Raw genomic sequence first — 13,462 nt, forward strand, 5'->3', positions numbered from 1 at the left:
CGTCGCCCGGTCCCCCGTCGAAGGGGAACCGGGCGGTCGCGGGTCGGGCCGGGCGTCAGCCCAGCCGGGCCTCGATGGCCTCGATGATCCGGGGACGCAGTTCGGTGGCCCTGATGACCGCGTCGACCGAGCCGACCTCGACGGCCCGCTGGATGTTGTGCACCCTGTCGAACTCGGTGGCCACCTCGGCGAGCTTCTCCGCGCGTACCGAGGAACGAAGCTCGTCAAGCTCTGCGGTCAGCGCCGCCCGGTCGGTGCCGGTGGCGGCGGCGACCCGGGCCTCCAGGTCCCGGACCCGCTGGTCGGCTGCGGTACGGGCGTTGACGTCACCGGAGAAGACCACGGCTGCGGCGGGGGCACCGCCGAGGACCGAGGCGAACGAGCCCTCCAACGCGAGGACCGTCATGTTCGGGTTGAGCGCCTTGGAGAAGACCACGAACGCCCCACCGTGGTACCGGGAGATCACACAGAACACGATCGGACCCCGGAAGTTGACGATCGCCCGGCCGATCTCCGCGCCGTACTCCAGTTGGAGCTTGCGCATCGACTCCGGCGACCCGTCGAAGCCGGAGAGGTTCGCCAGGACCACCAGGGGCCGGTTGCCGCTGGCCGCGTTGATCGCCCGGGCGGCCTTCTTCGACGACCGGGGGAACAGGGTGCCGGCGGTGTAGACGTCGGGGCCGTCGGTGGGCGGGAACCCCCGCCGGGACACCGTCCGGGACTCGATGCCGAGCAGGCAGACCGGGATGCCGCCGAGGTGGACGTCCTGCACCACAGCCGTCTCCGCGTCGGCCATGCCCGCCCACCGCTCCAACACCGGGTGGTCCAGGTCGGAGACGGCCCGCATCACCGTCCGGATGTCGAAGGGCTTCTTGCGGTCCGGGTTCGCGGTGGCGGAGAAGATCTCGCCGACGGTGGTGAAGTCGCTGCCCTCCACCACGTGCGGGAACCGGGTGACGTCCCGGTCGACGGGGTCGGTGGTGCCGGTCCGGCGGGGCCTGTCCTCACCGGGCGCGACGTACGTGTGGTCGTAGTACGACATCAGGATGCCCCGGGCGGCGGTCAGGTCCGGCGCCCAGTACTGCGCCTGCCCGTTCGGCCCCATCACCCGGTCGTAGCCGCCGATGCCGAAGTTGTCCTCGGCCGACACGCCACCGGAGAAGTCCAGCGACTGCTTGCCGGTGAGGACCATCGCCGAGTCCGGGGTCATGACCAGGATGCCCCTGGTGTGCATGAGCATCGTCGCCTCGGCGTTCCAGTACGGCTGGGCGCCGACGGTGATCCCCGCGACCACGATGTTGATCTCGCCGCCGTCCTGGGTGAACTCGACGATCCGCTTCAGCGCCGCCGCCACCCAGTCCATGTTCTCCGTACCGGAGGCCATGGAGATCCGGGCACCGGCGGAGAGGGCGTACCACTCCAGCGGGACCTGCAACCGCTCGGCCAGGTCCAGGGCGGCGATCACCCGACGGCACTCCGGCTCGGAGAGCGCACCGAGCGACTTCGTCGGGTCGCCGAGGAGGACGACCCGGGTGAGGCCCTGCGGGTGCCGGGCGGTCGGCGTGGTGACCACACCGGCGACGAGCGCCGCCGTGTTGCGGCCCTTCGGCCGGTCCACCGGGACCAGGACGTGGTCGGCGTCGAGGTCGTGCTCGACGAAGTCACCGAGCAGGGCCGTCAGCTCGTACGGGTACACCGTGTTGCGGCTGCTGGCCCGCAGGACCTTCTGCCGGTAGTCGTCGAGCGGCTCGATCGGGTCGTCCGACGGCTCGCCGACTGTCAACTCGGCCCCGCCGGACGCGTCGAACGAGATCCGTACCGCGATCTTGACGAGTTCACCGCTCGTGCAGTCCCGTTCCCGGGCGATGAGCAGGATCTCCTCCAGCCCGGCACCGGCGGTGGTCGGGCGGACCCGACCGGCGATCATCTCCAGCTCGGCCCGGGTCAGCTCGCTCGGCGGCCAGACGTAGAGGACCACCCGGTTGGTGTTGACCCGCTTCTTCGACGGTCGCCGCGACTGGGCCCGACGGATCGAGTCGAGGCAGGCCGCGACGGTGTCCTCGGCCGTCGGGAGGGCGACCAGTCGGCCGTCCTGGTCCCGCAGTGCGGTCAGGTCCCGTACCTGGGCGAACGCGACGAGGCGATCGTCGGAGGGGTTCTCCCGGGCCACGCACTGGAAGAGGTAGACCTCCTCGTCCGACGACGGCAGCCGGGTCAGGTCGAACTTGCGGAGCCGCTCCAGCTGCATGCGCTGGGCGATGTGCGGGTGCAGGCCCCGGATCAGCCGTTCCTCGGTCATCCCGAGGGTCGACGAACGGAACGTGAAGTGGTGGTGCATCACCGCGCCGCTGCGCCCGGCGACGGTGGTGGTGACCCGGCGTACCTGGGCCGGCAGCGGGTTCGCGCTGACCACCTCGTGCAGGGCCGCCGACATCGCGTCGGTGCTCTCGGGCTGGTTCTCCCAGGCGAGGTAGACGTCGGCGTCGATGGCCTCCTCACCGTCGGCCAGCTCGGCGAGTCCCCGCAGGGCGTTCCCCAGCGACTCGAAGCTCACCGCCGTCGAGACCAGCAGCGATCCGGCGCGCTCGGCCACCACGAAGGTGCAACCCGCGACGGTACGGGTCCGGACGCTGGTCAGCCCCTTGTTGCCGTAGTACCGCCGGGTCAGCACCTCCAACATCACCGTGTTGTCCCGGTCGACCCGGATCAGCCGTTGACCGAGCAGCCGGACCAGCGGCTCGGTGCTGCGTACCATCTCGGCGACGCGCTCCGCGCGGTCCGGGGCGTCCGGGTTCGCGTCGAGGTGCCGCAGGTGACGGCGGACGTCGGCGTAGACGCGGGCCCGGTTGCGGCGCAGCAGCGGCTGGGCGAACCAGGCGAACACCACGCCCCGGGCGAGGTCGGCGACGACCGGGAACCGGACCTGGGTGGCGGCCACCAACCGTTCCAGGGCGAGACCGGCCGGCTCGTGCAGGACCGCGTCCGGCGGGGGCTCCCGCAGCCAGGCGCGCAGCAGCGTGGCGACGACAGCGGCGTCGGTGGTGGCCCGCTGCTGGGCGAGGAAGATCCGGAAGACGGCGGCTTCCAGGTCGGGCGAGCGTTCCAGGTCGGTGACGCCGTAGTGGCCGAGGGCCTTGGCGAGCCGACCCTGGAACGACTTCGGCAGCCCGGCCCGCTCCACGTCGAGGCTCTGCAGGTAGGTGTGGAAGTACTCCCGGGCGCTGTGCAGGTGGCCCTCGCCGCCGCTGTCCTCACCGGACTGGCGGTTGCGGCTCAGCTCGGCGAGGTCGGCGAAGACGTCGACGAGTTCGATCTCCTCGGCCAGCGGCCGACGCCCGTCGGCGATGGCGTTCTGTCGGGCGGCGACGTAGTCGTCGAGGACCCGGCCCTCGTCGTGCGGGTCGGCGTCGTACCCCAGCAGGAGGCTGCGCAGGTCCTCCTGGCCCCGGATGGTCCGGGTCCGGGTCGGGACCGCGTCGGAGGCGACGGGCAGGTCCAGTTCGACGGTGTCGGTGGTGGTCTCCTGCGTCTCGGTGCCGTCGGCGATCGGTTCCAGGCGCAGCAGGGGCGCACCGGTCTCGACCTGGCTGCCCACCGAGACGGCGCACTCCTTGAGCCGGGCCCGGAAGGGTGCCCGCAGGACCGTCTCCATCTTCATGCTCTCCAGCACCAGGACCGGAGCGCCCGCCTCGACCTCGGCACCGACGGCGAGCGGGGTCGCCACCACCAGCGCCGGTGCGGGGGAGCGGACGACACCGCCCTCGTCCCGGCTGACCCGGTGGGCCACGCCGTCGACCTCGACCAGGTGGATCGGCCCGTGGGTGCCGATGAGCAGGTGGAACCGGGTTCCGTTGACGACGATCTGACCGGTGTGCCTGTCGAAACGGTCCAGGTCGACGTCGGCGGCCCCGACCGTGTCACCGGCCTCGATGCCGACCCGGAACCGGTGCGCGCCGACCCGGGCGACCCGGACCCGGTAGCTCGCCCCGCGCAGTTTGAGGTCCAGGGGACGGCCGCTGTCGTGCTGCACCTGGGGGCGGCCACCGAAGGCGGTGGAGAGCAGGCGCTGCCGTTCCGCGCGCTCCTCCTCCTCGTACGCCTCGATCGCGGCGGCGGCCAGGGCGACGCCGGAGTGCCGGTGGGTGACGAGACGCCCCTCGCCCCGGACCCGGTCGATCCATCCGGTGTCGGCGCTGGCGTCGATGACCTCGGGCTGGTCGAGAAGGTCGAGGACGAAGCTCTTGTTCGTCGCACCCCCCTCGATGATCACCGTGGTCTGCGCCATGGCCCGCCGGAGTCGGCCGAGGGCCTCGTCCCGGTCCCGCCCGTACGCGATGATCTTGGCGATCATGGAGTCGAAGTCGGCGGGGATGGTGTCGCCCTCGCTGACCCCGGTGTCGACCCGGATGCCCGGCCCGGCGGGCAGGTCCAGCCGGGCGATCCGGCCCGGGGAGGGGGCGAAGTCCCGGTCGGGGTCCTCGGCGTTGAGCCGCGCCTCGACGGCGTGCCCCCGCTCCACCGGCGGCCCACCTTCGAGGCGACCGCCGGAGGCCACCATCAGCTGCGCCTTGACCAGGTCGAACCCGGTCGTCGACTCGGTGATCGGATGCTCGACCTGGAGCCGGGTGTTGACCTCCAGGAACGCGAACAGCCGGTCGCCGGGGTGGTAGAGGAACTCGACGGTCGCCGCGCCCCGGTAGCCGACCGCCACCGCCAGCCGCTCGGCCGACGACTTCAACTCGGCCGTCTGGTCGGCGTCGAGGACCGGCGACGCCGACTCCTCGATGACCTTCTGGTTGCGCCGCTGCACCGAGCAGTCCCGGACGCCGAGCGCCCAGGCGGTGCCCTCGCCGTCGGCGATCACCTGGACCTCGACGTGACGGGCCCCGGTGACCAGACGCTCCAGGAACACCACGCCACTGCCGAAGGCCCGCGCCGCCTCCTGGCTGGTCCGCTCGTAGGCGTCGGCCAACTCGGCCTCGTTGTTGATCACCCGGATGCCGCGTCCGCCCCCGCCTGCGGTGGCCTTGAGCATCAGGGGGTAGCCGATCCCGGCCGCCGCCGCCACGGCGGCGTCCAGGCTCTCCACGGCTCCCCGGCTCCACGGGGCCACCGGGACGCCGACCTCCTCGGCGATCAGCTTCGCGCCGATCTTGTCACCGAGCTTGCGCATCGCGTCCGGGCTCGGCCCGACGAAGGTGACCCCGATCCGCTCGCACAACTCGGCGAAGGCCGGGTCCTCCGCGACGAACCCCCACCCGACCCAGGCGGCGTCCGCCCCGGTCTCCACCAGGGCACGCTCCAGGACCTTCAGGTCGAGGTACGGCCGCGCCGACGCCGGCCCGAGGTCGTACGCGACGTCGGCCTCACGGACGAACGTGGCAGTACGATCGACGTCGGTGTGCAGGGCGACGGTCTCGATCGGGGTCCCGGTCTCGGCGGCCAACTCCCGGACGGCGTGGATGAGCCGCATGGCGGCCTCGCCACGGTTGACGATGGCGACACGACTGAACACGCGAGCGAGCCCTCCTGCAGACCGACGAAGAGCCGAGCCCCGAGGGTCTCGGCAGTCTTCACCCTTCCCGCTCCCGGGCGGCGGCGCCATGTCGCAGCCGCGCATACTCGACCGCACCCGTTGTAGGAAGCCTACAACTCCTGTTGTCCGCCCCACCCGACACCGAGCCGGACGGTGAGGCAGCGGGCAGTTACAGCGACGTACGCCTCGGTCAGTTCACCGTTGATGCCGGCGGCATCTACCTGGTGTCCGACGTGCTGGAGGAATGCTTCCAGCGAGGCGAATCCGGCTGGTGGCTTCAGTAGCCAGATGCGGCCTCTTGGCCGGTCCAGGATCCCTGCCTCCGCGAGCAAGGCGTCGATGTCGTTCTCGACCTCCTCGACGAGGGTGGTGCTGGACTGGGCCGTGAAGCTGCGGCTCTCGCCTGTGGCGGGATCGGTGGTCCATCGCTGCTCGTGTCGCGTGGAGCGGTCCGGTACCCACGTCCGTAGATCTGCGGGCCATACGGCGGGGAGGAAGGCCAGCATCGGGGCGTCTGGTGCCAACTCCCAACCCTGCTCGATCAGCCGCTGCACCTCCGGCAACCGTCCGGGCTCTGCATCAAGGTGCGCGGCCGAGTTCGCAGCGTGCGGGTGAGGGGGTTGGTCTGTCCCCCAGTCATAGGTCACCACAGTCGGGACTATAGACCGGCCATGAGCTGTGACCGGCGGGTTTCAAGCGCGACGGCCGGTGCCAACTTCACCCGGCCAGCGCGTCGTAGAGCACCTCGGCCCGGACCGCGACCCGCACACACCACGACCGCGCGCACCCCACCTGGTCGCACTCCGGCTGGTGCCCGCGCACCCACACCATGCCGACCGGGGCACCACCGGCCGAGGCCACCGCCGCGACCACCGTCCGCACCTCCAACGGCACCATCCCCGGCAGACCGAGGTGACTCGCCCAGTCACCGGCGGCGAGCGACAGCCGGAGTCCGGCCGGCACCACCAGTGCCGTCACCGGGCACCGTCCAACCCCAGGGCCTCGCCCAGCGCCGCGAGCCGGGGGTCCGGAGGGTGGGACCGGCGCAGCACCGACGACACAGTCGCCCGTCCCGTCGGCCGCAGCCTGATCTCGTCGGGCGCGAGCCGGTCCGCGCGCAACAGCGCCCACCCGGCCCCGTCCAGGTCACCGAGGTGCGCGTACGCACCGGCCACGTCGATCAGGTGGTCCGCCCGGACACCCGCCGGAAGCGTCACGTACCCGGGCCGGGTCGTGGCCGCCTCGTACCCGGCCACCGCCTCGGTAAGGTCGCCGAGGGCCAGGGCCGCAGCGACCCGTACCCCGTCGACGAGCGGCGGACCGAAGGCGGTGTCGTGGTGGTCCAGGCCGACCCCGACCCGCTCGGCGACGTCGGCGGCCTGGTCGACCAGCTCGGCGACGCTCGGCCGGTCGCCGAGCTGGGCGGCGGCCATCGCCGCCTGGAGCAGGAGGCTGCCGTACACCGACAGGTGATCGGGGTCGGCACGGTACGGGTCGGTCGGGGCCAGGTCGTGGGCGACCGAGACGCACAACTCGTACGCGGGCCGGGGCTGGCCGAGGTCCCGCACCACCCCGCCGAGCGGCAAGGCGGCGCGAGCCGCCAGCACCGGGACGAGACCCGCGCCGACGGTCATCGCCCGGTCGGCGGCCAACCACGCCGCGTCCCACGCCCCGACCCGCCGCAGTACGGTCGCGGCGAGCTGGTACGCCTGGCTGACCACCTGTGCGGCGGTGCCGAGGTCCGGACCCGGGATGTGGCGCAGCCCGGCCAAGAGTCGGGGCAGGTCGCCCAGGAGTCGCAGCAGCCGCCCGTGACGCAGGGACGACCACCCGTGCCGCACCGCCTTCTGCAACTCCGCCACGGAGGGCGTACACGGCGCGGGGTCGTGTCGGGCGAGCGCCGTCCGTACCCGTGCCACCGCACCCCGAAGGTCGTCACCCGGGGTGACCACACGCCTCTCACCGACCGGGTCGAGGAGCAGCGAGACGTCGATCCTCAGGGCGTCGGCGATCTCGTCGAGGACGGAGACCCTGTCCAGACGCCGGATGCCCCGCTCGACCTTGTCCACCCAGGACTTCGACTTCCCGATCCGGTCGGCGAACACCTGCTGGGACAGGTTCCGCCGACCACGCCAGTACGCCACCCGGCGACCGATCGGCAACGAGTTGTGATCAGGGCCGGTCACGTCGCCGTCCGACCCGTACGGCCCGGGTGGGGTCGTCGAGCGGCGTCCGCTGGGCCTCGGCCTGGTCGAGAATCCGCTGCCGCGCCGCCTCGTACTCGGCGGCCTGGATCTCAGACCCCGACACGGGTGGCGGCTCGGTCCTTCGGGTACGCCTGATCATCGCCATCCCCCTGCAACTCGGTAGCCGGGGACGGCTCTGGTCAGGCACGCACCCCGGGAGAAGGAGGTGGCGACGCGCTGCACCTTCTTGCTAGGGCACAGGGACCCGCCGCCACCTGGGCTTCGACCGACGAAGCAACAGTCGGTAATCAACCCATCCACAGAGTGTCGATACCTGCTGCTGTCAGCCAGGGTGGGCAGACATCAGCAGCAACGTGATCTACTCTCACTGGTACTCCGAGTACCAGTTCCGCTGGTCAGCTGCAACCGACGAGCGAGGCCAGGTCGGCCAGCTCGGCTGACATCGCCCGACGGCGTCCGTTCGAGATGGCGGTCACGATGTCCCGGGCGTACCGCTGGTGCCTCAGCCACGATGGGGCGATTCTCCACAGCTCCATCAACACGGCAGTGGCCTCGGCGTACTGCCGTCGCTGCGCGTGCGCCCAGGCCACGTCCAAGCGGTGTCGCTGCCAGGACGAACCGACCGGCGTCGGACCATGCGGCACCAACGCGGCCAAGTCCAGTGTCCGAGCCGGATCACCGGCGATCGCCGCATTCTCGACGCGCTGCATCTGCACCCGCGAGGCGTCGAAACCGCTGACCATGATCAGGTGGCCGCTGGTCGGCTGTCGTTCACCGATGGCGGCGGCGGCTGCCGCCGCCGCGTCAACGAGTTGCTTCGCGGTGTCCGGCTCGTTGTTGCGGGCATACGCGGCTGCTGCGCCCATGGTCAGCCACCCCCAGGCGGCAAGCTCCTCCGGAGTCGCTCGGGAGAACCGAGGCTCGATCTGGTCTGCGGTGGCCACCGCCAGGTCGGCGGCCTCGGCGAGTCGCCCCTGTCGCATGAGCAGCCAGCACATGCCCTGCATGACGGTGGCGGCCACCACCTGGTCCCCCGCCGATTCAGCGGCATCGAGCGCGTCCGAAAGCGCGGTCTGCGCCAGGTCCCCCGCCCGCAACTGGATGAGCAGGTTACCGGTGAGGTGCAGGGCGCGGGCGACGAGCACGTACGCGGCCGACTGGGTCTCGCCCGTGGCCGACCCGGCGGCAGCTCGGGCATCGAGCAGCAGCGGTGGCAGCAAGCTGAGGGCAGCCCCGTAGTCGTTGGCCTGGTACGCCCGATCGGCTGTCCGTAGTCGGCTGCGGAGTGCCTCGGGCGGCGGCGGTTCGTCGGGGGTGGCAGTCAGGTAGCCGCCGCCGAGGCTCCGGATCGGTACCACCGCGCGACGGATCTCTGCCAGGGACAGAGGACGGCTGCCTGGTTGGGCACGGACGACGGCCTCGGTCTGGTCACCGATGAGAGCGACGGTCGCCACCCCGAGAGCGCGAGCGAGCGCGTGCAGTGTCTTCAGTCGGGGTGACCGCGTGCCCTGCTCCAACTTCCTGATGGTTTCCACGCCGACCTCAGAGCGCTCGGCAAGCTGTTCCTGGGTCAGACCGGCTTGACGACGGATCCGCGCGAGGTTGTGGCCTGTGGTCGGCTTGCTCATCGGTCTCTCCCAGGAATCGGACGGGACGGCGTCTTCGCCTCCACCCCGGCGGTCTAACCACTTCGGACGGTACGCCCTGTGACCCTGGGTGGCCACACCGACGCAGACAGCCAACCATCCAGGTCCGAAATTGCTGGCATTCTTGTCATCCGATCGACGATCGGTGACAGGAGACGGAGATGACCGGTACCCCTGGCGGCAACGCCGGTCAGCCGGACTGGCCGGACGCCCGGTCGGCGAGGCTGTGGCACGAGATCGTCGGCTGTCGGATCCAGGATGCCCTGGACCGGACGACACCGGAGGTCCAGCAGCGCCTCGTCGAGGATTTCGCCCCCGAACTCGACCGGGTCGAACAGGCGTGGGCCGCTGTCGAGAAGTCCCCCGAGGACGAGTCGGTGCAGAAGGCATACGACAGTGCGCGCAAGAATCTCGCCATCGCCGTCGGCCACCGCGTCCTCGACCCCGTCGGCTGGGCCTCGGCGACATGGGCCTGGATCAGGTCGCTCGCCGATCCCGCATCTCATCGGCCCCGTCAGCCACAGTGGGACGCGATGCGGTGGCAGGCCCTGCGGGGGGCACTGCTCAGCCCCGACGTCAGGGAGGCCCTCTCGCCGAACCGGCCGGATCCCGACCTCCTGCGTCAGGTCGGCCGGGAACTCGACAGGTTCGAGGCGGAGAGGTTCAGTCTCCGCAACAGGGGAGACGGGACCGCCGAGACCTACCCGCAGGCGCGGGCGGTACTCGACGCCCGGGTCGCGGAGATCCTGGGCCTACCGGCTCGGGTCGGTGACCCCAACCGGCAGGCCGAGGTGGCGGCCATGCAGTCACCGCACCGCGATCCCGCGCAGACCAGGCCGGTCCGGACGCCGGACCTCAGTCCCCGCAGCTCGCAGCGCCCGCTCGTGCCAGGTCCACCGCACCAGAAGGGACGTGGGCCGAGTCCCGGGTGAGACCGGGGGGCGTCACGGTCCGTAGACGCCGTCACGGCGCGGCACGGACTCCCCCGATTCGACGCCCGCCCGGTCCCCTTCCGCAGGGTCAGGCCCTCGGGACCCGGAGCCGGTCCCAGGTGACCTGCCCCGGCCAGCCGTCGGCGTCGGCCCCGGAGAACCCGAGCTTGCGCTGCCACGCCGCGTACGACTGGCGGTCCACGTCGGTCCACTGCGGACCCGGCCCGATCCGGTACTGGCCGCATCCCTCGGCCACCAGTCGACGGCCCATGTTCGTCACGATCGGGCTCGACGGGTTGGACCGGAACCAGTTCGCCCCCGGATAGGGCTGGTACTGCTCGGTGTACCGGGGCACCCGGAGCTGCTCCCAGGAGGACCGGCCGGGCCACCCGTCCGCGTCGGCCCCGGAGAAGCCGAGCTTGCGCTGCCACGCCGCGTACGACTCCCGGTCCACGTCGGACCACTGCGGGCCGGGGCCGACGGTGTAGCGCCCGCACCCCTCCGCGACGAGTCGGCGGCCCATCTCGGTGACGACGGCGCTGTTCGGCCGACCCCGGAACCACTCCGCGCCCGGGAAGGACTCGTAGGTGCGGCCGGGGGCACCGCCCTGCTCGTAGGGGAGCCCCCCGCCCTGACGGGGGACCCGGAGCCGGTCCCAGGACGTCTGCCCCGGCCACCCGTCGGCGTCCGCCCCGGAGAACCCGAGTTTGCGCTGCCAGTTGGCGTACGACGTCCGGTCCGCTCCGGTCCACCGTGGCCCCGGGCCGGACAGGTACGCCCCGCACCCCTCGGCGACCAGCCGGACCCCCATCGCGGTGACCACCGAACTGTTCGGGTTGGCCCGGAACCACGCCGCCCCGGGGAACGGCTCGTAGCCGACCGGACCGGCCGACACTCCCCCCTCGGAGGGCACCCGCAACCGGTCCCAGGAGGTACGCCCCGGCCACCCGTCGGCGTCCGCCCCGGTGAACCCGAGTTTGCGCTGCCACATCGCGTACGCGTCCCGGTCGACGTCGGACCACTGGCTGCCGGGGCCGACCCGGTACGGGTTGCACCCCTCCTGCACCAGCCGGACCCCCATCGCGGTGATGATCCGGCTGTTCGGGCGTCCCTCGAACCACTCCGTCCCGGGGAACGGCACGTACCCGGTGATCGGGGTCCCCCCGCCCTGCGGGTCCGGGCTCGACGCCTGCCCGGGGATGGTCAGCCGGGTGCCGACGACGAACCGGTGGGAGCCGGTCAACACCATCGGCAGCCCGTTCGCTTCGGCAAGCGTCGACCACGGCACCCGGAACTTCGCGGCGACCGACCCCAGGGTGTCCCCGGCGACGGTGACGTACTGGACGGGTCCGCTGTTGGCGCCGGGTTCGAAGAAACCGGCACGCAACATGTCGTAGAGAGGTCCCCCGGGGCACCTGGTGGGGAACCCGTCCCGGTGGCCCAGGATCTCTCCCCGAGCGCCGCCGTAGCGCCTCAGGTAGGCGATGGCCTCGCGGAGGCCCTGCCTCATCTCGTCGGTGGGCTTGGTGTCCAGGTACCCGAGGCCGATGCTGCCCAGTCCGGGCAGGCTGGTGCCGACCATCCCGAGAACCGCGTAGTGGTTACGGTTCAACGTCCGGGTGCCGTTGGCACCGCACTGGACGTTCGCCCCTCGCCCCTCGTAGACGTAGCCGTGCCGGCAGACGACCAGGCTGTAGGCGATCTCCCAGTAGCCCTCGTTGAGGTGGCCGCTCTGCACGCTCCGGACCTTGGCGGCACAGTTCTCGTGACCGAGGATCCGATAGGGCGACCCCAGGTAGTGGATCTTCACCCCGAGGTTGGTGTCGATCCGGGCGTCGCCGTTCGGCGTGGTGGGACGCGCACCCCACCCGGCCCTGCTGACGAACTTCATGACGGAACCACTTTCTGTCGAACTGTCTTCGGGTGACGAGGGCCGGACGAGCTACAGGTGGTAGGCGAGGGCACCCAGACCCACCAGGTCGAACCCGCCCCCCTCGGCACGCGCCCGGTCGGCGAGCAGCGCCGTCTGCGGGGCGGCCAGCCCCCGACGGGTCACGTAGTGGTCGTGCAGGATCGCCCAGGCCGGGCTGGTCGCGGAGGTGCCCCAGACCCCGAGGGCCAGCCCCTCCACCGGCTCGGGTTCGTGGCGGGCCATCTCCTCGGCCGCGGTGAGCAACCGGTCGTCGTGGGCGGCGTACAGGTCACGGCCCTGGTTCCAGGCCGTCTCGCAGATCGCCGCGAGGAGACCGAGACCTGTCACCGAGTACCTGTCGGAGTCGCCGCCGTCCCAGCCGTACGGGATGGCGTTCATCAGCCGGGGGGTGTCGGCGAGTGCCCCGGTGACCCGGTCGAGGGCTGCGGTGTCGTCGCGGAAGACCCCGATCGCCTGCACCGACGCGAGGTGCGACAGTTCCCAGTTCACCGCGTACGACGGGCCGCAGGCGTCCGGCTCCGCGTCCAGGTACGCCTCGCTGACCGGGGCGAGCACGTCGGAGAGCATGGTGCCGAACCGGGCCGCGTCGAACTCCGGATGGTCCCGGACCAGCTCGGCGGCGTTGGCCAGCACGAACCCGTAGATCCCGGCGGTCTGCCCGAGCAGGGGCGACCCGGTGACCGAGGTCAACGTCCGTCCCCAGGCGTCGAGGACGGTCCGGGCGGTGTCGCCGTACCCGGCCTCTCCGGTGATCTTCCAGAGCAACGCGTTCTGGTACGCGGCGTGCGCGTCACCGAGCAGCGTCGGGAAGTTCTCGTCGGGGCCGCCGGTGTCCAGTGTCGCCACCGGTCGGGGTGACCTGCCGGGCTGGGACTCCGGGTGGCTGCGCAGGGCCGCCCAGCCGGACGCCCACGGGCCGGTCGTCGCGGCGGACCTGGTCCGGAGGGTGGCCAGCCCCGAGGTGGTGTGCAGCAGGCCCGGGTGGGTGCCGTCGGCGGCCCGCGCCGGGGTCGCCGTGAACGGGCCGAGCAGGTTCGCCGCGCCCACTCCCGCACCGACCACCGCGACGCTGCGCAGGAACGACCGTCGGCTGGCGGTGACCGGGGCCGGATCAGATGGCATCAGAGGTTCCTTCGGGCAGGGAAGGTCACCACGCCGGTGACGACAGCGCGGTGGGACTTCGTTCGGGCTGGTGAGCTGGCCTCACG

The 13,462-nt window shown here is 71.8% G+C and carries 9 protein-coding genes; 1 reads left to right on the top strand and 8 read right to left on the bottom strand.

Annotated features, from left to right (window positions below):
* Nucleotides 1–55: 55 nt before the first annotated feature.
* The 6 genes from WHN02_RS03750 to WHN02_RS03775 form a co-directional block, all read right to left on the bottom strand.
* Nucleotides 56–5,515 (bottom strand): carboxyl transferase domain-containing protein, encoded by a 5,460-nt coding sequence (locus WHN02_RS03750; protein ID WP_434742061.1) that lies wholly within the window; start codon nt 5,513–5,515, stop codon nt 56–58.
* Between the two features lie 131 nt (nt 5,516–5,646).
* The gene (locus tag WHN02_RS03755) at nt 5,647–6,090 is read right to left on the bottom strand and encodes a DUF5956 family protein (protein ID WP_434742062.1); all 444 of its coding nucleotides are present in this window, start codon (nt 6,088–6,090) and stop codon (nt 5,647–5,649) included.
* 163 nt (nt 6,091–6,253) lie between these two features.
* On the bottom strand, nt 6,254–6,514 hold the full coding sequence (locus WHN02_RS03760; RefSeq protein ID WP_434742063.1) for a hypothetical protein: 261 nt from the start codon (nt 6,512–6,514) through the stop codon (nt 6,254–6,256).
* Nucleotides 6,511–7,722: a helix-turn-helix domain-containing protein gene (locus tag WHN02_RS03765; protein WP_434742064.1), complete on the bottom strand. Its 1,212-nt coding sequence runs from the start codon at nt 7,720–7,722 to the stop codon at nt 6,511–6,513. Before WHN02_RS03765 ends, WHN02_RS03760 begins: the two co-directional genes overlap by 4 nt.
* Nucleotides 7,709–7,846, bottom strand: a complete 138-nt coding sequence (locus WHN02_RS03770) for a hypothetical protein (protein ID WP_434742065.1) — start codon at nt 7,844–7,846, stop codon at nt 7,709–7,711. The genes WHN02_RS03765 and WHN02_RS03770 overlap by 14 nt, the downstream gene beginning before the upstream one ends.
* 292 nt (nt 7,847–8,138) lie before the next feature.
* Complete coding sequence (locus tag WHN02_RS03775; RefSeq protein ID WP_434742066.1) at nt 8,139–9,371, bottom strand: helix-turn-helix domain-containing protein; 1,233 nt, start codon at nt 9,369–9,371, stop codon at nt 8,139–8,141.
* Between the two features lie 179 nt (nt 9,372–9,550).
* Here WHN02_RS03775 and WHN02_RS03780 point away from each other — a divergent pair, with 179 nt between their 5' ends.
* Entirely contained in the window at nt 9,551–10,321 is a 771-nt protein-coding gene (locus WHN02_RS03780; RefSeq protein ID WP_434742067.1) for a hypothetical protein, read from the top strand.
* An 88-nt stretch (nt 10,322–10,409) separates the two neighbouring features.
* Here WHN02_RS03780 and WHN02_RS03785 read toward each other — a convergent pair whose 3' ends face one another.
* Together WHN02_RS03785 and WHN02_RS03790 are read right to left on the bottom strand one after the other, a co-directional pair.
* Complete coding sequence (locus WHN02_RS03785; protein WP_434742068.1) at nt 10,410–12,212, bottom strand: peptidoglycan-binding protein; 1,803 nt, start codon at nt 12,210–12,212, stop codon at nt 10,410–10,412.
* 51 nt (nt 12,213–12,263) lie between these two features.
* Nucleotides 12,264–13,376 carry an alginate lyase family protein gene (locus WHN02_RS03790; RefSeq protein WP_434742069.1) on the bottom strand — a complete coding sequence of 371 codons (1,113 nt, stop codon included), beginning with the start codon at nt 13,374–13,376 and terminating at the stop codon, nt 12,264–12,266.
* Between the last annotated feature and the right edge of the window lie 86 nt (nt 13,377–13,462).

Source organism: Micromonospora sp. SH-82, assembly GCF_051132485.1.
Classification (GTDB): Bacteria; Actinomycetota; Actinomycetes; order Mycobacteriales; family Micromonosporaceae; genus Micromonospora.

Excerpts from the sequence above, each read along its gene's own strand:
- WHN02_RS03775 (WP_434742066.1), bottom strand. The coding sequence starts at position 9,371 with ATGAGCAAGCCGACCACAGGCCACAACCTCGCGCGGATCCGTCGTCAA.
- WHN02_RS03780 (WP_434742067.1), top strand. The coding sequence starts at position 9,551 with ATGACCGGTACCCCTGGCGGCAACGCCGGTCAGCCGGACTGGCCGGAC.
- WHN02_RS03785 (WP_434742068.1), bottom strand. The coding sequence starts at position 12,212 with ATGAAGTTCGTCAGCAGGGCCGGGTGGGGTGCGCGTCCCACCACGCCG.
- WHN02_RS03790 (WP_434742069.1), bottom strand. The coding sequence starts at position 13,376 with ATGCCATCTGATCCGGCCCCGGTCACCGCCAGCCGACGGTCGTTCCTG.